This window comes from Pelagicoccus sp. SDUM812002 (assembly GCF_031127835.1).
Lineage (GTDB): Bacteria > Verrucomicrobiota > Verrucomicrobiia > Opitutales > Opitutaceae > Pelagicoccus.
On the sequence record NZ_JARXHX010000009.1, the window covers coordinates 77,354 to 98,067 of the forward strand.

Consider the following 20,714-nt stretch of genomic DNA (forward strand, 5'->3'; position numbering starts at 1 on the left):
GACGAGGCAAATTCGCCACGTGGTCCGATTAAACCCCGACGGCGCTACGGATGCTCTGGAAGAGTAGGTGAGTGTTTTCGGGGACGATGCGGTCGACCACGATGGAGGGCGAGTATTGGTGCTCGATGTCGATGTGGAGGCCATCTTCGGCTCCTGGTCGGACGAAATCGGAAATGAAGTCCATCCCGCCCCTTGGTCGTAGCCAATGGTAATAGAGGTCAACATTCTCACTCTCTATAAGTATATCGCTTTCCAGCCTCAGGGAGCAAATGAGGGTCAGGTCCCTGAAAGATGCGAACCAGGTTGGAGGATTGAGGAGTTCGTCTCTTATGATAATGGTCATGGCGCGGCGCGTTTTGCCCAGTGCTTCTGCGTTGCGGTAAACTAGCCTCAACCGCGCCAAGTTTTACAACGGCCGTCTTCCGCCAGTGTTTGATAGGATTTTCAAGCAAAGGAGAATGGGTTTGCTTTCTGAGGGGGGAATTGCCCAATGTGCTGCCCTTTTTTCCAAGGCTATGAAACGAACACATCATTGCGGCCAACTTCGCTCCAGCGACGTTGGAAAATCGGTAGCGCTGATCGGCTGGGTGGACTCCATCCGCGATCACGGCGGCATTCTCTTTATCGATCTAAGAGATCGCGAGGGCCTTACCCAGGTGAAGGCCAATCCGAATAGCGACGATGCCGCCTTCAACGCGGCGATCAACCGTCTCAAGCCGGAGTCGGTCGTGGAGTTTCACGGCGAAGTGGAAACGCGTGCGGAAGGTACCACCAATGCTAAGATGGCTACAGGTGAGATTGAAGTGCAGGTCAACGAAGTGGTGATCCACAACATTTCCGAGACGCCACCGTTTCCGATCGACGACGAAAAGGGCGACAAGGTGAACGAGGATATGCGTCTTCGCTACCGCTATCTCGATTTGCGTCGTAACAAGATGAACAAGGTCGTTCGCATGCGTCACGCGACTACGCGAGCCATCCGGGACTACATGGACGGTAATGGTTTTGTAGACGTGGAAACGCCGATTCTTTTCAAGAGCACACCGGAAGGCGCCCGCGAGTACCTCGTGCCCAGCCGCATCAACCCCGGCGAGTTTTACGCGTTGCCGCAGTCACCGCAGCAGTTCAAGCAAATGCTTATGGTCGCAGGCGTGGAGCGCTATTATCAAATCGCCCGCTGTTTCCGCGACGAAGACCTTCGTGCCGACCGCCAAATGGAGTTTACTCAGCTTGATATCGAGCTGTCGTTCATCGACCGCGAGGACATGTACGAGCTGATGGAAGGTTTGATGAAGCAGATCTGGAAAGAGGTGCTGGATGTCGATCTTCCTACCCCGTTCCCGCGCATGTCTTTCGAAGATGCGATGAACCGTTTCGGCGTGGACAAACCGGATACCCGCTTCGGTCTTGAGATTCAGGACTTCTCGGAAACGTTCGCGAATTCCTCCTTCAAGGTTTTCCAGGCAACGGTCGCCAAGGGTGGCGTAGTCAAGGCCTTCAAAGCCCCGACTCTTGCGGACGTAACCCAAGGGGAGATGAAGCATCTGGAAGAGACGGCCAAGTCTCTTGGCGCCAAGGGGCTGGCTTTCATCAAGGTCGCCGAGGGCGGCGAGTGGAAATCTCCGATCGTGAAATTCTTTTCCGAAGAGGAGAAGTCCGCTCTTAGCGAGCGTCTATCTCTAGAAGAAGGTGACATCGTCTTCTTTGCCGCTTCCGAGTGGGAGCAAGCGTGCGCGATTCTCGGCCGCACGCGCCTCGAAAGCGCCGAACTGCTCAAGAAGCGTGGACGTCTCGAAATCCCTGCAGACCAGTTCAATTTCCTTTGGGTAATCGAATTCCCGCTAATGTCTTTCGATGAGGAGCGCGGCGGTTTCGCAGCGACGCACCATCCATTTACGGCTCCAGTCCCTGAGGATGTGCAGTACCTCGATAGCGACCCGAAAAAGGTTCGCGGTCAGCACTACGATCTAGTCCTTAACGGCGTTGAGCTGGGCGGCGGTTCGATCCGTATTCACCAGACGGCGGTGCAGAAGAAGGTTTTCGAGGATGTGCTCAAGATTCCACAGGATGTGGTGCAAGAGCGTTTCGGTTACATGTTAGAGGCCTTCAAGTACGGAGCTCCTCCGCATGGCGGTATCGCTTTTGGCCTTGATCGTTTGGTCATGATCCTCGCTGGACTACATAGCATCCGTGACGTAATCGCTTTCCCGAAAACGCAGAAGGGGCAGTGCTTGATGACCGACAGTCCGACACCTGTCACCGCGAAGCAGCTCAAGGATTTGCACATCGACACGACCGTTCTCGCTGACGAGGACGACTCATGATTTGAGTCTTGCCCAAGCTCTCCGGGGCTTGATTGCGAAAAACCTGTTAAGGACCGCTCAAATTCGAGCGGTTCTTTTTTTTGCTCGGTTACATTTGAGCGCATCGAGGAGGCTATTTCATTAGATCTACCCACATCACTGCCAAGTAGTAATTATATTCATGGATCTCTAGGCGGTAACTCGCGAATTTTTTGGGAGAAGTGGGTGCTGGCATGCCAGTTGCTGAAAGCCGGACGTTGTTGATCTGCACGAGGCAGCGTCAATTCCTGAATAACAACTGATAGATCCACATGAAAAACCTCCTTAGAAATGTATCTGTATTGGCCCTGGCGGGAGTGGCCGCTGCATCGGCCTATGCAGCTGACTACGAGAGCTACGAAGCCTTCGCCGAATCCGACGGCTTCGCCCTGTTCACCGTTAATAACCTTTGGCTGCTCATCTCTGCGGCTTTGGTTTTCACCATGCACCTTGGGTTCTCCACACTTGAGGTCGGCCTAACTCAGCAAAAGAACACCGTTAATATTCTTTTTAAGAATGTGTTCATCCTCTCTGCGGGTGTGCTCACCTACGCCTTCTGGGGCTTTAACGCGATGTATCCAGGTTTTGCGGACGATTCGGCTGGTATCTTCGCGATGGGCAGCTGGTTCGGGGCTGATAACGGTGACCTCTCGCTCATGACCGACAATTACGCCGCCTACACCTGGTGGACGGATTTCATTTTCCAGGCGATGTTCGCGGCAACTGCTGCAACCATCGTATCTGGAGCGGTTGCCGAGCGTATTAAGCTCACCTCATTCATGATTTTCGCAGTAATCCTCGTTGGATTCGCATACCCACTCGCCGGTTCTTGGAAGTGGGGCGGAGGCTGGCTCGACGCAATGGGCTTCTACGACTTCGCTGGTTCTTCAATCGTTCACGCATTCGGTGGCTTCGCCGCACTCGCTTGTGTTCTCATCCTCGGCCCTCGCAAGGGCAAGTACACCAAGGATGGCAAAATCAAGCCAATCCTCGGCCACAGCATGCCACTCGCAACCATCGGTGTCTTCCTTCTCTTCCTCGGTTGGTTCGGATTCAACGGCGGTTCGGTCCTCTCTGCTGACCCACTACTCGTCTCTTACGTTTTCGTAACGACTGCTCTCGCAGCTTGTGCCGGGGCAATAGCCTCCATGGCCACCAGTGCCATCGTGCTCAAGAAGCCTGACCTTTCCATGGCTCTTAACGGTATCCTTGCAGGTCTCGTTGGTATCACTGCTGGCGCTGACTCGGTTGGCGTTTTCAGCTCCATCATCATCGGTGCGGTTGCAGGTGTGCTTGTTGTATTCGCCATCCTTTTCTTCGACAAGATCAAGGTCGACGACCCGGTTGGTGCGATCTCCGTCCACGGTATCTGCGGCATGTGGGGAACAATAGCAGTCGGCATTTTCGGCGACTTCAGCGTCATGACGCAGATCATTGGAACGCTAACCTACGCAATTTTCGCTTTCGTCTTCTCGATTATCGTCTTCGGTGCGATCAAGGCAGTCATGGGAGTTCGGGTCTCGGAAGAGGAAGAATTCGAAGGCCTCGACATCGGCGAACACGGTCAGGAAGCCTATCCAGACTTCTCCATCACTTCCCGCTAGGGAATGCCTGTAAGGTTAAGAAGGACATTTACTTGCATAAAGTAACTCAATCCGTACTAAACAATCTAACCCTCAAAGTTATTTCCCTATGAAATTAGTTGTAGCCATTATCAAACCCTTCAAGTTGGAAGAGGTTAAAGAAGCGCTCTCAGAAATCGGCATCGAAGGTATGACCGTGACCGAGGTAAAAGGCTTCGGACGCCAAAAGGGTCACACAGAAATCTACCGCGGCAGCGAGTACACTGTGGACTTCCTTCCAAAGGTTAAGATCGAGATCGCCGTTCCGGACGATATCGTCTCTAAGGCTGCGGAGGCTATCGTGAAGTCTGCCAAAACTGGCAAGATCGGCGACGGCAAGGTATTCGTACTTCCTCTCGAGGAAGCGATCCGTATCCGTACAGACGAAGCCGGCGACTCCGCTCTCTAAGCTTAGCCCACAAGGTTAATTCCTTTCTGGCCGACCTTCCTAGCGGGAGGGTCGGTCTTTTTTTGTTGGGCTCCAGCGGTTGCGGGTGTGGGCAATATTGGAGGAGCCGGCGTAACATTGACGGCAAATTTGACTAACGGACGACTTGGAAGTCGAACCTCCAAGCTAGGACCGTTAACCGTGGGATCCGCTTTGCTGGAGTATATCGCAGAATCGTGATCTGCTTTATGAGGACGGGCACCCTTCTATTATAAATTGTCCCGGCATGCGTCGGTTCGCTTACAGATCAGCGTGACCTTCTCTACGGCCGATTTGGATGGATATTTATCGGCCCTCTACCCAATGGCGCGGCTAGGGGCACTGTTTTCGACGTGTGCTGTTATGGCTACTCAGTCCTTGAGTAAGCTGTTATCGTGGCGATACGAGTGCTTGGGACCCGAGGATGAGGGGGCTTGCGTCCCCTAGGCTGCAATGCCTTTGATCTTGTTGCGAAGGACCCTCACGTCTCTAGGAATCTCGAGACCGGCGTTGGCTTCAAGCGCCTCAAGTAGGAAAATGTTAGCACGCAGGCGCTCGCATTCGTGGCTTTGGTCGGCGATACGTGTTCTACGAATCGCTTCACCCGCACGCACTGCGAGGTTGAGCGCTATTTGCTGCTCGCGAGTCAAGGGAGAGGCGCTTACGACGAGCTCTTCGGCCTCGGCTACAAGGCTCTTGTAGAGAGTCCCCAGGTGTTCGATCAGTTCCTCGCCGCCCAGTTTATCTTGTTCAGGAGAGTAATAGGCGATCGCTTTTTTGAAAGTGTTGGGATGGATCGCTGAGACGTATTGCACAGTATTAACGTGCTGGATGAAGCGGAAGATCCTTAGTGAGTTGGGCAGCTCGGCCAGCATTAGGACCATGTACAGCAGGTAAAACACAGTGAGCATCAGCTTGGCGCCGATGAGGGCGGATACGGCCAGTAGGACCATGTTCAGGAACAGCCCAGTGAAAAGAACGATGATCGCCAGTACGCAGCGGTCGAATTGGCGGGCGAATGGTACGGGGAAGGGCTTGAGGATCTTCAGGTCGTAATAGCGAGCTGGGACGTCCCCGTATACGATCCCCAGCAAGTAGAGGATAAGCGGAATGAAGAGCATTGGCCACAGCCAACCACCTGCTTCGTTGATGCCGCCTCGGTAGTACTCGAAGAGAGTTCCGCCGAAGAGCAGCGCAACCGCGAGTAGCATCGCCTTTTTCCAAGGCGTTATGGGGATCGGGTCCGGTTTTAATTCGGCGTCAGCAGGCATGATAAGGAGGCGAATACCCCATTTGCATGGTCGAACCGGTCCCGTGTTTCAAGTAGAACTTAGAAGAAGTATCGTCTCGTCTTACAACACGATTGCCAGAGGCGATTTTCGTTTTTCGCTTGGCGAAAAATGGTGGACGGGAAGGGACTCGAACCCCCGACCTACTGGGTGTAAACCAGTTGCTCTAACCAACTGAGCTACCCGTCCAATGGGAAAGGCCGCAAATAAGAATCTGCCAAAGCACCTTGGCAAGGCAAAATTTAAGAAAATCGAGTTCAGGGAAACATGCTCCTTGCATGACCCGAACCCCTCGGCTAAGAAGTCGCCCTTTTTTAAACCTGATCTCTCATGCGACACACCATTTCCGTCCTCGTAGAAAACAAATTCGGCGTACTCGCGCGTATCGCTGGCCTCTTCAGCGGCCGCGGATTTAACATCGACACTCTCAACGTGGCACCGACCCACGATTCCGAGTTGTCGCGCGTGACCGCTGTAGTCCGAGGCGACGATGCGGTGCTCGACCAAATCACAAAGCAGCTTAAGAAGCTTATCAATGTTGTAGAGGTGCACGACTTCAAGACAGGACAAGCTGTTTCCCGTGAACTCGTCATGGTCAAGATCAAGACCTCTTCGGGCAATCGCGCAGAGATCATTCAGATTTGCGATCTCTTCCGCGCCAAGATCATCAGTGTGACGCATTCCGATGTGGTCGCAGAAATCACGGGTGATGAGGGCAAGATCGAAGCGTTTCTCAACCTCATAGAGTCATTTGGCATCATCGAGCTTGGCCGTACTGGCAATCTCGCGATGGAGCGCTAGATTCCGAATCTGCTTTCCGAGATGATCAAACCCGCCAGGGAATTCGTCATCGCCACGCGCAAGAGCCCGTTGGCCATGGCCCAAACGCATCTAGCGAAAGAGCTCTTTGAGCGTGGAATGCCAGAAGCGATCTTCCGTATCGAAAAAATGGTGACGACTGGCGACAAGCGTCAAGAGTGGTCCCTCGAGAAAGCAGGGGGGAAGGGACTCTTTACCAAGGAACTGGAAGACGCTCTGCTAGAGGGGCGTGCGGATTTCGCTGTTCATAGCGCGAAAGATCTGCCTTCCGAAATGCCAGGTGGTCTCTCCCTTGCCGGTTTCTTGCCTCGTCAAACCTGCGAGGATGTTTTGATTCTGCGTGAGGGTGTCGAGATTCCTCGATTGATTGCTACAGGAAGTCCTCGGCGCCGCATTCAACTTCGATACCTTTTCCCGAAGGCTGAATTTACGGAAATTCGGGGCAACGTCGACACACGACTCAACAAAATCGCTCGAGGAGATGCTGATGCCACGGTGCTTGCGTCGGCTGGTTTGAATCGCCTCGGAATCGAATCATGGGAGGGTGTAACATTCCGTAAGCTGACCCTCGACGAGTGTGTTCCAGCGGTTGGTCAGGCAGCAGTGGCGATCCAATGTCGTGCCGAAGACGTGGATACTTTTGCGTCGTATTTGGATTTGGAGACGGCAATTGCGGTCAACCTAGAAAGAGCGTTTCTCCGAGAGCTGGGAGGAGGGTGCCAAGTCGCATTTGCGGTTAACTATGTTGCCGGAAAGCTCCGTATTTATCATAAGCAGTGTGGCAAGGAACTACGCGACCTGCCTGAGGAGTATGTGGCAACTCATTACCATAAGATCGCTACGAAGCTGATAGAGCAGCTCGAACTCAAAGATGCCTAACGGAATCGTGTACCTCGTCGGAGCGGGACCCGGTAATCCGGAGCTCCTCACCGTGCGAGCCAAGCAATTGATCGAGACTGCTGAAGTCTTGGTCTATGATTACCTTGTTCATCCCGCGTTCACTTACTTGCTACCCGAGGGTTGTGAGCAGATTTGCGTCGGAAAGCGCAAAGGGTTCCACTCTAAAAAACAGGAGGAGATTCAGGAAATCTTGCTTGCGAAAGCGGGAGAAGGAAAGCGGGTTGTTCGTCTCAAGGGTGGAGATCCGTTTGTGTTTGGCAGAGGCGGTGAAGAAGCGATGGCTCTGGCTGAAGCGGGTATTCCATTCGAAGTGGTGCCGGGCATCACCTCCGCGATGGGTGCCTCCGCATTCAGCGGAATCCCGCTTACCAATCGCAACACAAATGCGACTCTGGTCTTCGTGACGGGCCACGAAGATCCTGAAAAAATGGATACGACGGTCGATTGGGAAAGCCTGCCTAAGAAGAACGCGACGATTTGTATCTATATGGGAGTTGCCAATATCCAGCGGATATCCGATCGCCTGGTGGCGGGCGGTTTTTCCGAAGACACCGCAGTTGCCTGCGTAGAGTGGGCGACCATGGGACACCAGCGTATTTGTCGCGGGAAGCTGAGTACTATTTCAGAGACGGTCAAGGCGTTTGGCCTGAAGGCTCCGGCCATAATTATTGTAGGAGAAACTGCTGCTATGAGTGAAGATTTGTCATGGTTTGAAAAGAAACCGCTGCAAGGGCGAAAGCTTGTGGTAACGCGTAGCCAAGGGCAAGCCAGCGAGCTGAGTTCGATGCTAGAGAAGCTAGGCGCGGAAGTGATCGGCCTACCGTTGATAACGATCTCGGGCAACGTGAATCCTCAGGCCGCAGAGGACGTGTTTTCCGAAATTGCTTCTTACGACTGGCTGGTCTTCTCCAGCCCCAATGGGGTTCGCTACTTCTTCCAGGCGTTCTTTAAGAAGTTCGAAGACATTCGTTCACTCGGATTCTTACGCATCGCGGCGGTCGGGAAGTCGACCGCCAAGGAGATAAAAAAGTACTTTGTCTCCACAGATCTGATACCTGAGCAAGCGAATGCGGAAAGCCTCGCGGACGCGTTGGTGGCGACCGATAGCCTCGACAGCGCGAAAGTGTTGGTGGCGGCGGGGAACCTCGGTCGCGACGTTCTGCTCGACAAGCTGGAAGAGGCGCGAGCCATCGTTGATCGATTTGAGGTTTATAAAACCGAGCAGACGGACCTTAGGGAAAACCCAGCGGTAAAGATGTTCCGCGAACAGGGTGCCGACGGTATTCTTTTCACAAGCTCTTCCGGCGTCCGCTCCTTTATCGATCAAGCGAAGCACCTGCAGCTAAGCGGCGACGCCCTGCGTCCCAAGACGATCAGCATTGGCCCGATCACTTCAGCAACCATGAAACAAATCGGCATGCCGGTGGATCTAGAGGCGAAGGAGGCGAGCTTAGAGAGTCTGGTCGAAGCGGTGGTCAAGCGTTTTGGCAAATAGTGTAGCGTGATGCCGTTTTCTAAGAGAATAAATTTATTGTAATGAAGGTTCCTTTTATCGATCTGAAGCGTGCCCACGAGCCGCTCAAAGAAGAGTTGCTCGCCGCGTTTGCGAATACGTTAAATCACGGTGGGTTTTGCCTTGGTCCCGACGTTGATACCTTTGAGCAGGGGTTCGCGGAGGTTCAGGGCGTGGCAGGTTGCGTTGGAGTCGGTAGTGGAACGGAAGCGCTGCACTTGATCGCCCTCGCTATGGGGATTGGCCCAGGAGACGAGGTCATCGTTCCGGCTTTCACTTTTATTGCCTCCGCTTGGTTTGCCCAATACGTGGGCGCGAAGGTCGTCTTTGCAGATATCGACCCAAAGACCTTCACGATCGACCCCAATGGTATCGAGGATTTGATTACCGAAAAGACGAAGGCGATCGTAGTGACTCACTTGTTTGGGCAGGCGGCTGACATGGAGCCAATCGTCTCCATCGCCTCCGAGCATGGCATCAAGGTCGTGGAAGACGCGGCCCAAGCCCACCTCGCCCAGTACCGCGGCCGCACGGTGGGTGACATCGGCGATGCCGGTGCGTTTTCTTTCTATCCGACCAAAAATCTAGGTGCCTTGGGCGAAGGGGGAGCAGTGACCTCGCGTGACGCGGACTTGCTTGAGAAGATCAAGGTCCTGCGAGCCCATGGTTCGAAAGAACGCTATCTCAACCACTTTGTTGGATACAACAATCGACTGGAGGGATTGCAGGCTGCCTCCTTGAACGTGAAGTTGCCGCACCTTCGTGGAAAGACCGTACGTCGCCAAAAGATCGCTCGCTGCTACCTCGGCGGAATAGACAACCCGTCCATCTCCCTCCCCGTCCCAGCTCGCTATGGCGAATCGGTGTACCACATGTTCACCATCCAGCATGCTGAACGGGATCGATTGAAGGCGTATTTGGCGGATGAAGGAATCGGCAGCGACATCGTTTATCCTTACCCTCTACACCTGCAGCCCTGCTTCAATTTCCTTGGCTACAAGGAGGGGGATTTCCCGGTGGCTGAAACCTTGGCGAAGAATTGCTTAAGTCTTCCAATCGTCCCTGAGCTGACGGACGAGGAGGTGAATTACGTTATCGAAAAGCTGAACGCTTTCGAGTAAAGTGAGCGGATGATTAATGGAATCCAGTTCAAGGTGTGCGGGCTAACTCGAGCCCGGGACGCCCAGGCCGCTGCTGAGGCGGGTGCGGACTACCTAGGGTTCATCTTCTATCCTAAATCTCCCCGCCGTATTCGCCTCCAACGTTACCGAGACATTTTGCCTCGCCTTCCAGATGTGCCCAAGGTAGCGGTCACGGTAGCTCCAGATTTGTACACTTTGGCCCAATTGGAGGGAGCAGGTTTCGACTATTTCCAGATTCACTTTCCGATCGGTTTGGCGGAGGAAGTACCGGCCTGGTCGAAATTGGTGGGAAAGGACCGGCTCTGGTTAGCTCCGAAGATCCCGCCCGGCGTCTCTCTCGACGCGGAACTGATGGGCCACGCGAACGGTTTTCTTTGGGATGCTTTCAAAAAAGATGGGAGCACCTACGGCGGCACGGGATCGCAGAGCGATTGGCAGGCGTTCAAGGAAACGAGGGAACGCTATCCGGAGAAACAGTGGATTTTGGCAGGTGGAATTTCTCCCGAAAACGCAGGCGAAGCCTTGTCTGCGACCGGCGCGAACTGCCTAGATTTCAACAGCTCCCTCGAAATAGAGCCCGGGTTGAAGGATCTTGAACGAATTTCTCAGGTCAGAGTCTCTCTAAAGGAAGCAACAGAGTGCCGCTCCTAGTTTTTTATTGGAGTTTTTACCCTTAGGCTTCTTATATAGACACACTAATCTCTGCCCCAGACGTCTCATGCCTAAAACATTGCGCCTCAATTCCATATTTTTCGCCTCACTCGTTTCATCCGTATCTTTGTTCGCCCAAGATGCAGAGGAGGTATCACCGCTTGTTGAATCGGAAACCAAGGCTGAACCAGAGGCTCCCCCTGCGGAAACGGCCTCCGTCGGTACGAAGTCCTTCGATGCCGATACTGTGAATGAACTTTTTCAAACCTATAAGGCTGAGAACCAGAAGGTTGCAGAAGAGTTAGCTCCTCACATGAACTTCGACAACCTTGAGGTTATCGAGCTGGGTCCCGTTAATGCTCAAGCCTATGAAGTTCGTAACCTCGACCTTCTCATCGACCGGCTCGACCCTCAACCGCGTCGCAAATTGGCTCGGCTTGCGGAGCTTGATCCTGTTGCTGCGGCGAACATTCAAGTTACTGCCCGTTCAGAGGCACGTTTTTTCGCGGGTGAAAATGACCACGTTGGAGATATGAACGCTGGATCGACCGCGAACGTCGACTTCCGAAAAGTTGGGTCGGCCTTGAGCGATGCTCTCAAGAAGGCGAAGGATTCCATGCGAGAGAAGAAAGCGACCGACGACCAAGCCGAGCTCCCGACTGGCGAGTGAGTGGAAGCGGCTCGAGTATCAAATTTCAGAAAGGGCGACTTCCTAACGGGATCGCCCTTTTTTGCTGTCGTGGCGCAGTGCCTGAGAAGCCGTGCTACCGTTTGAGGGTACCCCTGTGGACTAGAATTTCAAGTTGTCGAGGTTAGGCATATTGCCTCCTCCACCCATTCCGCCTGGCATTCCTCCCATTTGGTTGGGGTCCATGCCTGAGGCTTTCATTTGCTTCATCATCTTCTTCATGTTGCCAGCCTTCTTTCCGCCGCCCTGCATCTTCTTCATCATCTTTTTCATCTGCATGTGCTGCTTGATGAGCTGGTTGACTTCGGCGAGTTTGACGCCGGATCCACGGGCGATACGTGTCCGTCGGCTGGAGTTGAGGAGCTGGGGCTTTTGACGCTCGAACTTGGTCATGGAGAGGATTATCGCCTCGCTGCGCTTCATCTGCTTTTCCGCCTTGTCGTCCATGCCCATGTTTCCGGCCATTTTTCCCATTCCGGGAAGCATGCCCATGATGGATGACATGGAACCGAGCTTCTTGATTTGGCGAAACTGCTTGAGCATATCCTCGAAATTGAAATCGCCCGACATCATGCGCTCGGCCATGTTGGCGGCGTCTTTTTCGTCGATCGTTTCCTGAGCTTTCTCGACGAGCGATACGACGTCACCCATACCGAGAATACGGCTAGCCATGCGGTCTGGGTGGAACACGTCGAAGTCATCGAGCTTCTCGCCGGTACCAGCGAACTTGATCGGCACTTCGGTGATCTCCTTCATGGAGAGCGCCGCGCCGCCGCGGGCGTCGCCGTCGAGCTTGGTCATGACGATACCCGTCAGTTGAACGGCTTCGTTGAAGGTCTTGGCGACGTTGACGGCCTCCTGACCGATCGCTCCGTCTACCACGAGCAGAACTTCGTCCGGATTGATGCGTCGTTTGAGCTCCTTGATCTCCTCGATCAACTGATCGTCTATCTGAAGCCGGCCGGCGGTGTCGAAAATGATTAAATCGTCGCCGGAAGCGGTTGCGACCTTAAGTCCCTCTTCACCGATGGCGGGCACGTCCGGAGAGCCGCGCTTCGAGAAACAGGGGACGTCGATCTGGCGGGCCACGGTTTCTAGCTGGTCGATCGCGGCAGGGCGGTAAACGTCACAAGCGACGAGGTGAGGCTTGTAGCCGTCTTTCTTGAGGGCCTTGGCAAGCTTGGCGGAGGTTGTGGTCTTACCACCGCCCTGTAGGCCGACCATCATGATTTTGAGCGGCTTTTTCTTGGAGAGCTCCGTCGAGCCTTCGCCAAGCAAAGCGGTGAGCTCGTCGTTGATGATCTTGATGATCTGCTGACCGGGGGTAACGGTCTTGAGCACGTCTTGGCCGACGCACTTCTCTTTGACGCGTTCAATGAAGGCACGGGCGACCTTGAAATGCACGTCGGCGGAGAGCAGGGCGGCGCGCACTTCCTTGAGCGCTTCGGCCATGTTCTCCTCGGAAAGCTTGGCGGTGCCGCGCAGGTGGCGCATGGCGTTAGTGAGCTTGTCTGTCAGGCTTTCGAACATAAGGGGTGAGGTTGGCGCGAGAGGCTCAGCGGGTAAAGCCTGCTTCGCACGAAAAATGCCTCCCGAATTTCGGGAGGCATTTGAGAGTTTGATGAAAGCCGCTGCTTATCTAAGGACGGCGTCCTTGAGAGGGGGAGCCGGGATCGTTTCGGTGGTGAGCTCTGGAGGCGTAGTGGCGCTTGGGTCCATGCTAACCACTGAGATTTCCGTGCCCGATAATGAGAAGAGCGTGGGCTCGCCTTCGAAGTCTTCGATCCAAAGGTTGTCGCTGAGTCGGGTTTTCTTTAGGATCCGCGGTTCACCTCCTAGGACGTCGAGTCTTTCAAGGAAGGGCACTCGGGATTGACGGTTACCAACGATGGCTTGGCCATTGCGGTAGCCCCAAACTCCAGCTGGACCGGCGGTAAGAGCTACGAAGCGCTGGTCACGTTCTTGGTGGATAAGAACCTCGTAGTCGGTGCCGTCCCGCTTCAAACGGTAGACTGTGCCCAGCCGGTTTTTTCCGCCGCCTCGAGTGATGCCGTAGAGCCAGTCTCCGTGGAAAATAGGCGCTTCGCCGACGGCGTCTCCATCGAGAGGGGAGCCCTTGAATTCGTGGATAGGAGTGGGGGCGTTTCCATCAAGTTGGAATCGATATAGAGTCCGTTGGTCGTAGCCGTAGTAGTAGCCGTCTTGTCCGTCTTCGAAAGGAACGAGTGTTTTAAACACCGGCTGTCCGTCTTCTGGGTAGTAGCTGGCTCGGTAGATCACTGAAATCTCGCCGGTTTGGCGGTCGATCTTCAATAGGCCGTCTGTGCCGCTGTTGCCTGGATTGGGAACCGGGCCGCGGGCGAGCAGGGAACCGTCGGGAGCGAGCCCTTCGAGAATGGGGCTCGAGCGGAACTTGTTGGAGTATTCGTAGAATTTTACGATTTCGTAGCCGTTCCCGTCCGTACGGATACGGAAAAGGGCTCCGGCGACTTGGGGTCGCTTCATGAAGAACGAGTTTTGACCGGTCATGCCGTATAGGTAGCCGTCGTCGCCAAGTACGATTGAGGAAGGTAGCTGGGCGTGTTCTCCGCCGCCGAGGAATGTGTGTAGAACCTGGAAGTCCGTTCCGTCGGAGTTCACTCGGTAGAGGGCGCCCGCACCGTATTCGCCGCCTTGAGCGACGCCGTAAATTACGTTTCCATCACGTACTGTCGTGGTGCCGATCGAGGTAAGTTTGAGCTCGGGGTCGACAGTGAATATGGTGGTGCCTCCGCTCTTTTGCGCAGCGGCTAGTCGCTCTTTTCCAAATTCAGCGGCTGCATCGAGATCGATGGACACGCGGCGGATCTGGCGATCGTAGATGCAGTAGAAGCTGAAGCGGCCGTCTTCCCGGAAATGAGGGGCTCGTGCGTCTCTGGAGGTATCGTAGAACAGAGGGCCTAGCTCATAGCCATCGACAAGCACGGTGCCTGCTTGGCGGTTTTGAATCTCGGTCTGCTCCAGAGTGTTGGCGAAGGTGATGAAGTGTTTGTTGTTTGGTGAAAATCCTTTCCAGGCTTGGCCGTCGACTCGGATGTTTTCGTCGATCGTCAATAGGGGTTCGCCATCGATTAGGTATTGCGACCCTGGTTGACCGGGGCCGGTGGAGAATTCGCCGCTGATGGCAAATCGAGATCCGTCGGGGCTGAAGGTAGGGAAGCTTGTTTGTCGTGAGTTAGCTGAATATTTCTCGTCTCCGATGTGCAGGAAAGGTCCTTCTGGTTCGCCGGCCAGAGCGATGTAATCTTCAGTGCCAGGTTTGAAGGTGAGCGGGAATTGCGAAACGCTGGTGTCGACGAAGGTGGCGGGAGAGCCATTGAGATAGATTGTACCGCCGGTATCGGTGTTGGCGTGCCAAGCGATAGTTTGTCCTGAGTCACTGGATACGAGGTAGTTTATTCGGTTGAAGGGGCCGTACTCTGCTCCATCGATGACGACGAACCCGCTGCGTCCGTTGCGGGCTACGAAGTAGTGGCGTTGGCTGCCCGGAGTGAAATTCGATCGCTCTATCATTGAGTACTCGGGACCACGCAGCCCGTCGACGAGCATGAATTTCGCGGTCCCGTTGCCGCCTTGTATAGTGCGTTCGATGGCCCAGCGCGAGCCGTCCGGACTGAGGCGGAAGGAGTAGCCAAGGCTGCGGACTTCGTTTGGCTCCGCATCGATAGTGAAGGACTCCTCGCCGTTGATGAAGACTTTGATGGGTACTGGTGTCGGGGCGGTGTTGTGGCTGATTCGCGGGTTGGCGTTGGCCACGGGGCCTTGCAGCCAGGCCACGGCGGTTTTTGCGGGGTTCATCCTCACGGAGCTGACGTCGACCCCCATCTCGGATTGATAGGTTGTCCCGTCGAGGTATTGGAAGACTACGCGCTCGCCACTTTCCTGGCTTTTTCTAACGAGATAAAAGACGGCGAGCTTCCCGTCGATCTCGACGAAGCTAAGTGGCATCTGACGTACGTTGATGGTCTGGAATTCTGGGCCAGGAATGCCGTCGACGTAGACTTGGAAGAACTGGCTCATTCTGCCTTCCACTGTCCGGTTGTTGCGTCCGACATAGGCGAAATGGGCTGGGCCGTTCTCGGGTTCGTGGAAAGCGTGTTCGGTGGGTTGGGCGCCGATGTATGGAGTTCCGGGCATTTGTTTTCCGTCTACGATCATGTGGGTCACGTACTCACGCCCCACGCGCTCTTGAAAAAGAGCATAGGCGAAGACGCCGCCTGGCGAGATGGCCGCGAGTTGAAGTTGTCCCAGCGAAGGCCATTCCTCGTGTACTCCTTCTTTGGCGACGACCACGTGAGCGTTTCCCTGCTTTTGACCGACATAGACCGCTTCGGCACCGCCTCGTTTGAAGGCGATGTTCATTCGATTGGGGATATAGCTCGGGGGGCGTTCTGGAGTGTTCGGGTCGTTGCGGTAGCTGAATTGGCTGATTTGTTGGGTGGCGGCTTGGGTGTAAACGGGGCCTGCAAATCCGTCGACGACCACTTGTTGGCGGCTGCCTTCTCCGCTTGGATAGGCGTAGTGTTTTCCGTCCTCCGTTGCGAATAAAGCTCTCGTGTCCGAAGGACTCATTGAGGGAGGTGCCGGGCCTAGCTCCTCGATTGTGAGGATTGGGTTAGCTTGAGCGGGTAAAAGTAAGGTGAGGCAAACAGCAAGACAGGTAGCTGGTTGAGTATACCGATATCGGTTCGGGCGGATTCTGCGGAGCGAGCGATGCATATTCATAGGATACAAGTTGTTGGGATGGAGGGCAGGGAGATTAAAAGCTGAGGGCTTTTTTGGAGAAATGGTTGAGAGATTCGTCTGTCGCAGATTTCCACGATTCCGACTGCCGCCGTATTCAATTTCATTACAAAAGATCGTGCGGATTGCTCAGAATGGTTTAGTCAGTGGATTTTCCTGCGCTTCGCAGTCCGACTATCATGATTTCGAGTGGCGTTTTTAGGGAAAGTTGGGTCGAGACTTGCGAAGTTGGGGGGGGAACTTGTCTTTCAGGCGTACGGATCACATGTCCGGGACCTTAGTGCTGTGGGGGAATAGGTAAAGCCCGCACCTAAGAAAATAGACCTTCCGTTCTGCAAGCTCGAATAGATGGATCGGTTAGCGGTGTTGGTTTCGTCTCCTCTAGGTAACCTTGACCGTTCTGTGATCGGGCGGTCCTCTCTGGAAATTGGTAGTTTCTACGTTATTCGTTGCCTTCGCTTTGGCTATCTCTACAAATTCGGTTTCCTTCTTTTCGAGGCCTTTCCAACTTCGTCTCGACCTCCTGCTAAACTAACCGATTTGCCTAGCTATGCGACTTCCCACTTGGATGTTTGGGGTTATAGCATGTTCTTTTGCTCTACCCAGTATTGCCGACGATCCGCGGATCGCTGTTGTTGATTTTTCCTCTGAGAGCACGACCGGCTTGTCATACGGGCTGCCTGATCAGATTGCAGAAGACCTCGTGAATACGGGGAAGTATGAGGTATATGAACGCTCCAAGCTCAATACATTGTTGCAGGAGCAAGACTTCCAAGAGTCGGGATTCGCGAATCCCGACAGTGCGATCGCTTTCGGAAAACTCTCTGGAGTTGACTATATTATTACCGGACAGATCGCGGATTTCGGTCAGGAGACGCGAAACTTCTCGGGATACGGTGTCAGTTCAAGGACCACCTTTTACCGCTTGAAGGCAGGCCTGAAGGTTGTGGATGCGACTACAGGGCGAATCGTTTTTTCCCGTAGCGCTACGGCTGAGGAGTCGGTGGTTGAGGGGAGGAGCAGCCGGGTGAGTGACTCGACGGTCGATGTTCGCCTGGTGGAGATTCTCTCGGCCGAATTGGTGGCCGCCCTGCAGGAGAAGGATCCCTTCAAATCGAAAAGGAAGGACGGCCTCGTATCCTTGGAGGTTCTCTCGGAACCCGCCAATGCGGACGTCGAGGTGGACGGTGTTTTCTACGGCAACGCTGGCAGCGCCTTTGAGGTATCGGAAGGGCTGCATACAATTAAAGTGAGCCTCCCAGGCTTCGAAGTCTGGGAGAAGAAGGTGATGGTCCGGGAGGGGATGACTTTCAAAGCCACTCTCAGCAGAAAAGTGGACGCGCGTATCGAAGTCGATGTCGACAAGTCATAGCTCTGACTGACCTCCACCAATTTCTTTAATCGTCTACACCTTCAATTTCGAACGCCTCAACCTCTACCAACTATGAAATATCGATTCCATCTACGCCTCATACTTTCGGCACTAGCTGCATTGTTCATCCTCAACGCTTCAAACGCCCAACTGGGCGGGTTGATGAAAAAGAAGAAGACAGACCCTAAGAACGAGTCCGTGGAAATGCGGGAAGAAATGGGCGAATACAATGGCGTAAAGCACGCCATCAGGGTAGTCGGATTCGAAAACGATATTGGCTGGCGGGGTCAGTGGGACCTTGGAAACAACCTTGCCGACATGCTGGAGTCCGCTCTTTTCGACACGCAGCGCTTCGTGCTGGTGGAGAGGGAGGAGCTGGGCAATGTGATCATGGAGCAGGATCTCCAGGCAAGCGGCCGTGCCGCCGAATCCTCCAGTGTGGCTCAAACTGGCTTGATTCGCAGCGCTCGCTACATTGCCACCGGCTCTATCACCCGAGTGGACCATCAGACAGGTGGAGATAGCGGAGGAATCGCTATTAAGGGGCTCCGACTAGGGGGCGGCAGCAATAAGGCGGAAATCGAGCTCGTGGTGAAGTTGGTTGACAGCACCAGCGGAGAAGTCGTGGCCAGTGAACGGATCTCCGGGACCGCGGGTGGGCGTAAGCTGCGCGTTGGATTTTACAAAAACGGCGTGTCCGGAAACATGGAGGGCTTTGCCAAGAGCTCACTGGGTGAGGCGGCTCAGGACTGCATTTCCCAGGCAGCAGAATTCATTGCTCGAGAAATGGAAGATTTCGACATCACGGCAAACATCGTGATGGCCTCGAGCGATACTCGAATCGTCATTAATCGGGGAGAAAACTATGGCGTGAATCCAGGGGCAGTTTTCGCTGTACGCGAAATGGGTGAAGTGCTCACCGATCCCGAAACGGGCGAGATTTTGGACGTGTTTGAGGGACAAGTCACCAGCCGGATCGAAGTGACGCGGGCGAGTGAGAAGGTTGCCTATTGTAAGCTGATCGAAGGTTCGCTGCCGAATCGGGGCGATTCAGTGGTGCTTGAGTGAGCAATGGACCAACCTGCGTTTTAAACTAGGTTCGTCAGCCGCCTTGGTTTAGAAGCGCGTAGCGCTCTGTTGCAAAAAATGGGGACACCAAGGCCATTACGTCACGCCCCAGCCTGCGTGGTAAAGCTCAGTGTCAGCGCTAGAGCTACTCGCTAAATGGCAGTCGAAGTTACCAAGCCTTTGAAAGCTCAAGTCAGGGGCGTAGACTCGAAACCTCTCTGCCTTCATCCGCTTCCGAATTTCCTTCTGGATCTTCGGGGGGAAACGCGCAATGTGACGCCCCATTATGAACGAGGTATTCAAGCTGCTAGCAGAGGGCGAGCGACTCAACGAGAGCCAGATGGCCGAAATCCTGGGCTTGTCCGTGGAAGAGGTTGAGGCACAACTTGCTGTGTTGAAGGAAAAGGAACTTCTCCTCGGCTGGATTCCGGTGCTTAATCCTGAAAAGGACGACTCCTTGGCAGTTCGCGCCGCGATCGAAGTGAAGATAACTCCCGAACGCGACGGAGGCTTCAACCGCTTGGCCCAGCGAATCAGCCGTTTCGACGAGGTTGAGTCCTGTTACCTGATGTCCGGCGGCTACGATTTGCTCGTCGTCGTAAAGGGCTCGTCCTTGCACAAGGTTGCGAGTTTCGTTTCCGAACGCCTCTCAACTATCGAAGGCGTGCTCTCGACCGCGACGCACTTTATGCTTCGTGCCTACAAGGAGCAAGGCTACTTGATCGAGCAACCAGCAGAAGAAAAGGCGCGTCTTGACGTGACGCCGTAGCGGGGAACGAAACACATTTCGAATCCTTTCGAGCGGCCGCGACTTTTGTCACGCCGCTCTTCCAGTTTTTATACGTAACCAATTTATCACTACAACGCTGTCGAAGGGCAGCATTTTCACCAAAACCAATACTACAATGTCTCAAGCTCAAAACCGTTTTATCGCCGATCACGTTATCGGGCTCCCGCGTTCGGGAATCCGCGACTTCTTCGAGCTGGTGGCGGCGATGAAGGACGTCATTTCGCTGGGAATCGGCGAGCCGGACTTCACCACCCCCTGGCACATCCGCGAGGCGGCGATCTACGCATTGGAGAAGGGGCGTACGCATTACACTTCAAATCTCGGTTTGATCGAATTACGCCGCGAGATCTCTGCTTACGTGGGGCGAAACTTTGGCTTGGACTACAACCCGCACAACGAAGTGCTGGTAACGGTTGGCGTATCGGAGGCGATGGATGTCGCCCTGCGAGCGGTCTTGAATCCCGGAGACAAGGTGCTCTACCAAGATCCGTGTTTCGTTTCTTATCATCCGACGGTGCTTTTGGCTCACGGTGTTGGCGTTGCGATCAAGACGGAAGCCTCCTCCGGTTTCACCTTGAAGGCTGACGAAGTGAAGAAGTCTTGGGAGCCCGGCTGCAAGGTATTGCTCATCAATCTCCCCTGTAACCCGACCGGTGGTGTCGCCGAGCGGGACGAGCTTGAGGAAATTGCCAAATTCGCGGTCGAGAAGGATATGTTGGTCATCAGCGACGAGATCTACGCGGAGATGACTTTCGAGGGCGAGCACGTGAGCATCGGAACCTTTCCGGGCATGCGCGAGCGTACGATCTTTTTGCATGGATTCTCCAAGGGCTGGGCCATGACAGGCTGGCGTTTGGGTTACGCTTGTGCCCCTGCCTACCTGACGGAAGCCATGATGAAGGTACATCAATACTCGATGATGTGCGCCTCGATCGTAGCCCAGGACGCTGGCATCGAAGCGCTTCGCAATGGGGATGACGCGGTGAAGAAAATGCGTCAGGCCTACCAGCGTCGACGCGACCTGGTGGTGCGTCGATTCAATGAAATCGGCCTGCCTTGCCACAAGCCGAACGCGACCTTCTACGCTTTTCCGAATATCACTTCAACGGGGCTCGATTCGCCGACCTTCTCCAAGCGCTTGCTTGAAGAAGAGCGAGTGGCTATGGTGCCTGGTACTGCTTTCGGCAAATTTGGCGAAGGCTTTGTGCGCTGTAGTTTCGCTACCGGTTACGATCAGATCGTCGAGGCCTGCAATCGAATCGAACGTTTCGTTAACAATCTCAAGTAAAGCGACAAAGCTCGCGTAACA

At 54.4% G+C, this 20,714-nt stretch carries 17 protein-coding genes and 1 tRNA gene; 13 read left to right on the forward strand and 5 right to left on the reverse strand.

Annotation, left to right across the window (positions count from 1 at the left end; genetic code table 11):
- Nucleotides 1–28: 28 nt before the first annotated feature.
- The gene (locus tag QEH53_RS14075) at nt 29–343 is read right to left on the reverse strand and encodes a hypothetical protein (RefSeq protein ID WP_309023847.1); all 315 of its coding nucleotides are present in this window, start codon (nt 341–343) and stop codon (nt 29–31) included.
- 172 nt (nt 344–515) lie between these two features.
- Here QEH53_RS14075 and aspS point away from each other — a divergent pair, with 172 nt between their 5' ends.
- The 3 genes from aspS to QEH53_RS14090 all read left to right on the forward strand — a co-directional run bounded on the left by aspS (nt 516) and on the right by QEH53_RS14090 (nt 4,373).
- Entirely contained in the window at nt 516–2,324 is a 1,809-nt protein-coding gene (gene aspS, locus QEH53_RS14080) for an aspartate--tRNA ligase (protein WP_309023848.1), read from the forward strand.
- A 290-nt stretch (nt 2,325–2,614) separates the two neighbouring features.
- Nucleotides 2,615–3,946, forward strand: a complete 1,332-nt coding sequence (locus tag QEH53_RS14085; protein WP_309023849.1) for an ammonium transporter — start codon at nt 2,615–2,617, stop codon at nt 3,944–3,946.
- A gap of 88 nt (nt 3,947–4,034) precedes the next feature.
- A complete protein-coding gene (locus QEH53_RS14090; RefSeq protein ID WP_309023850.1) occupies nt 4,035–4,373 on the forward strand; it encodes a P-II family nitrogen regulator in 339 nt (112 codons plus the stop codon).
- Nucleotides 4,374–4,834: 461 nt separating this feature from the next.
- On the opposite strand, the gene QEH53_RS14095 is transcribed toward QEH53_RS14090, so the two are convergent.
- Both QEH53_RS14095 and QEH53_RS14100 read right to left on the reverse strand, forming a co-directional pair.
- The gene (locus QEH53_RS14095) at nt 4,835–5,662 is read right to left on the reverse strand and encodes a hypothetical protein (protein ID WP_309023851.1); all 828 of its coding nucleotides are present in this window, start codon (nt 5,660–5,662) and stop codon (nt 4,835–4,837) included.
- Between the two features lie 130 nt (nt 5,663–5,792).
- Nucleotides 5,793–5,869, reverse strand: a tRNA-Val gene (locus QEH53_RS14100).
- 141 nt (nt 5,870–6,010) lie between these two features.
- On the opposite strand from QEH53_RS14100, the gene ilvN reads away from it, so the two are divergent.
- The 6 genes from ilvN to QEH53_RS14130 all read left to right on the forward strand — a co-directional run bounded on the left by ilvN (nt 6,011) and on the right by QEH53_RS14130 (nt 11,375).
- Nucleotides 6,011–6,481 (forward strand): acetolactate synthase small subunit, encoded by a 471-nt coding sequence (ilvN, locus tag QEH53_RS14105; protein ID WP_309023852.1) that lies wholly within the window; start codon nt 6,011–6,013, stop codon nt 6,479–6,481.
- A gap of 21 nt (nt 6,482–6,502) precedes the next feature.
- Nucleotides 6,503–7,378: a hydroxymethylbilane synthase gene (gene hemC, locus QEH53_RS14110; protein ID WP_309023853.1), complete on the forward strand. Its 876-nt coding sequence runs from the start codon at nt 6,503–6,505 to the stop codon at nt 7,376–7,378.
- Nucleotides 7,371–8,894 carry a uroporphyrinogen-III C-methyltransferase gene (cobA, locus tag QEH53_RS14115; RefSeq protein WP_309023854.1) on the forward strand — a complete coding sequence of 508 codons (1,524 nt, stop codon included), beginning with the start codon at nt 7,371–7,373 and terminating at the stop codon, nt 8,892–8,894. The genes hemC and cobA overlap by 8 nt, the downstream gene beginning before the upstream one ends.
- Before the next feature lie 41 nt (nt 8,895–8,935).
- A complete protein-coding gene (locus QEH53_RS14120) occupies nt 8,936–10,033 on the forward strand; it encodes a DegT/DnrJ/EryC1/StrS family aminotransferase (protein WP_309023855.1) in 1,098 nt (365 codons plus the stop codon).
- A gap of 9 nt (nt 10,034–10,042) precedes the next feature.
- Complete coding sequence (locus QEH53_RS14125; RefSeq protein ID WP_309023856.1) at nt 10,043–10,705, forward strand: hypothetical protein; 663 nt, start codon at nt 10,043–10,045, stop codon at nt 10,703–10,705.
- Nucleotides 10,706–10,772: 67 nt separating this feature from the next.
- Nucleotides 10,773–11,375 carry a hypothetical protein gene (locus tag QEH53_RS14130; protein ID WP_309023857.1) on the forward strand — a complete coding sequence of 201 codons (603 nt, stop codon included), beginning with the start codon at nt 10,773–10,775 and terminating at the stop codon, nt 11,373–11,375.
- A 120-nt stretch (nt 11,376–11,495) separates the two neighbouring features.
- On the opposite strand, the gene ffh is transcribed toward QEH53_RS14130, so the two are convergent.
- Nucleotides 11,496–12,923, reverse strand: coding sequence for a signal recognition particle protein (gene ffh, locus QEH53_RS14135; RefSeq protein ID WP_309023858.1), 1,428 nt, complete (start codon nt 12,921–12,923; stop codon nt 11,496–11,498).
- 105 nt (nt 12,924–13,028) lie between these two features.
- Complete coding sequence (locus QEH53_RS14140) at nt 13,029–16,004, reverse strand: choice-of-anchor tandem repeat GloVer-containing protein (protein ID WP_309023859.1); 2,976 nt, start codon at nt 16,002–16,004, stop codon at nt 13,029–13,031.
- A 721-nt stretch (nt 16,005–16,725) separates the two neighbouring features.
- Here QEH53_RS14140 and QEH53_RS14145 point away from each other — a divergent pair.
- From QEH53_RS14145 to QEH53_RS14160, 4 genes are all read left to right on the forward strand, one after another.
- Nucleotides 16,726–17,547 (forward strand): CsgG/HfaB family protein, encoded by an 822-nt coding sequence (locus QEH53_RS14145; RefSeq protein ID WP_309023860.1) that lies wholly within the window; start codon nt 16,726–16,728, stop codon nt 17,545–17,547.
- A gap of 72 nt (nt 17,548–17,619) precedes the next feature.
- The gene (locus QEH53_RS14150) at nt 17,620–18,615 is read left to right on the forward strand and encodes a CsgG/HfaB family protein (RefSeq protein ID WP_309023861.1); all 996 of its coding nucleotides are present in this window, start codon (nt 17,620–17,622) and stop codon (nt 18,613–18,615) included.
- Between the two features lie 286 nt (nt 18,616–18,901).
- Nucleotides 18,902–19,384, forward strand: a complete 483-nt coding sequence (locus QEH53_RS14155) for an Lrp/AsnC family transcriptional regulator (protein WP_309023862.1) — start codon at nt 18,902–18,904, stop codon at nt 19,382–19,384.
- A 136-nt stretch (nt 19,385–19,520) separates the two neighbouring features.
- Entirely contained in the window at nt 19,521–20,693 is a 1,173-nt protein-coding gene (locus tag QEH53_RS14160) for an aminotransferase class I/II-fold pyridoxal phosphate-dependent enzyme (RefSeq protein ID WP_309023863.1), read from the forward strand.
- Nucleotides 20,694–20,714 lie beyond the last annotated feature (21 nt).

What these genes read in the sequence shown, in the direction of transcription:
- QEH53_RS14075 (WP_309023847.1), bottom strand. Translation starts at nt 343, where the DNA reads ATGACCATTATCATAAGAGACGAACTCCTCAATCCTCCAACCTGGTTC.
- aspS (WP_309023848.1), top strand. Translation starts at nt 516, where the DNA reads ATGAAACGAACACATCATTGCGGCCAACTTCGCTCCAGCGACGTTGGA.
- QEH53_RS14085 (WP_309023849.1), top strand. Translation starts at nt 2,615, where the DNA reads ATGAAAAACCTCCTTAGAAATGTATCTGTATTGGCCCTGGCGGGAGTG.
- QEH53_RS14090 (WP_309023850.1), top strand. Translation starts at nt 4,035, where the DNA reads ATGAAATTAGTTGTAGCCATTATCAAACCCTTCAAGTTGGAAGAGGTT.
- QEH53_RS14095 (WP_309023851.1), bottom strand. Translation starts at nt 5,662, where the DNA reads ATGCCTGCTGACGCCGAATTAAAACCGGACCCGATCCCCATAACGCCT.
- ilvN (WP_309023852.1), top strand. Translation starts at nt 6,011, where the DNA reads ATGCGACACACCATTTCCGTCCTCGTAGAAAACAAATTCGGCGTACTC.
- hemC (WP_309023853.1), top strand. Translation starts at nt 6,503, where the DNA reads ATGATCAAACCCGCCAGGGAATTCGTCATCGCCACGCGCAAGAGCCCG.
- cobA (WP_309023854.1), top strand. Translation starts at nt 7,371, where the DNA reads ATGCCTAACGGAATCGTGTACCTCGTCGGAGCGGGACCCGGTAATCCG.
- QEH53_RS14120 (WP_309023855.1), top strand. Translation starts at nt 8,936, where the DNA reads ATGAAGGTTCCTTTTATCGATCTGAAGCGTGCCCACGAGCCGCTCAAA.
- QEH53_RS14125 (WP_309023856.1), top strand. Translation starts at nt 10,043, where the DNA reads ATGATTAATGGAATCCAGTTCAAGGTGTGCGGGCTAACTCGAGCCCGG.
- QEH53_RS14130 (WP_309023857.1), top strand. Translation starts at nt 10,773, where the DNA reads ATGCCTAAAACATTGCGCCTCAATTCCATATTTTTCGCCTCACTCGTT.
- ffh (WP_309023858.1), bottom strand. Translation starts at nt 12,923, where the DNA reads ATGTTCGAAAGCCTGACAGACAAGCTCACTAACGCCATGCGCCACCTG.
- QEH53_RS14140 (WP_309023859.1), bottom strand. Translation starts at nt 16,004, where the DNA reads ATGAGTCCTTCGGACACGAGAGCTTTATTCGCAACGGAGGACGGAAAA.
- QEH53_RS14145 (WP_309023860.1), top strand. Translation starts at nt 16,726, where the DNA reads ATGCGACTTCCCACTTGGATGTTTGGGGTTATAGCATGTTCTTTTGCT.
- QEH53_RS14150 (WP_309023861.1), top strand. Translation starts at nt 17,620, where the DNA reads ATGAAATATCGATTCCATCTACGCCTCATACTTTCGGCACTAGCTGCA.
- QEH53_RS14155 (WP_309023862.1), top strand. Translation starts at nt 18,902, where the DNA reads ATGAACGAGGTATTCAAGCTGCTAGCAGAGGGCGAGCGACTCAACGAG.
- QEH53_RS14160 (WP_309023863.1), top strand. Translation starts at nt 19,521, where the DNA reads ATGTCTCAAGCTCAAAACCGTTTTATCGCCGATCACGTTATCGGGCTC.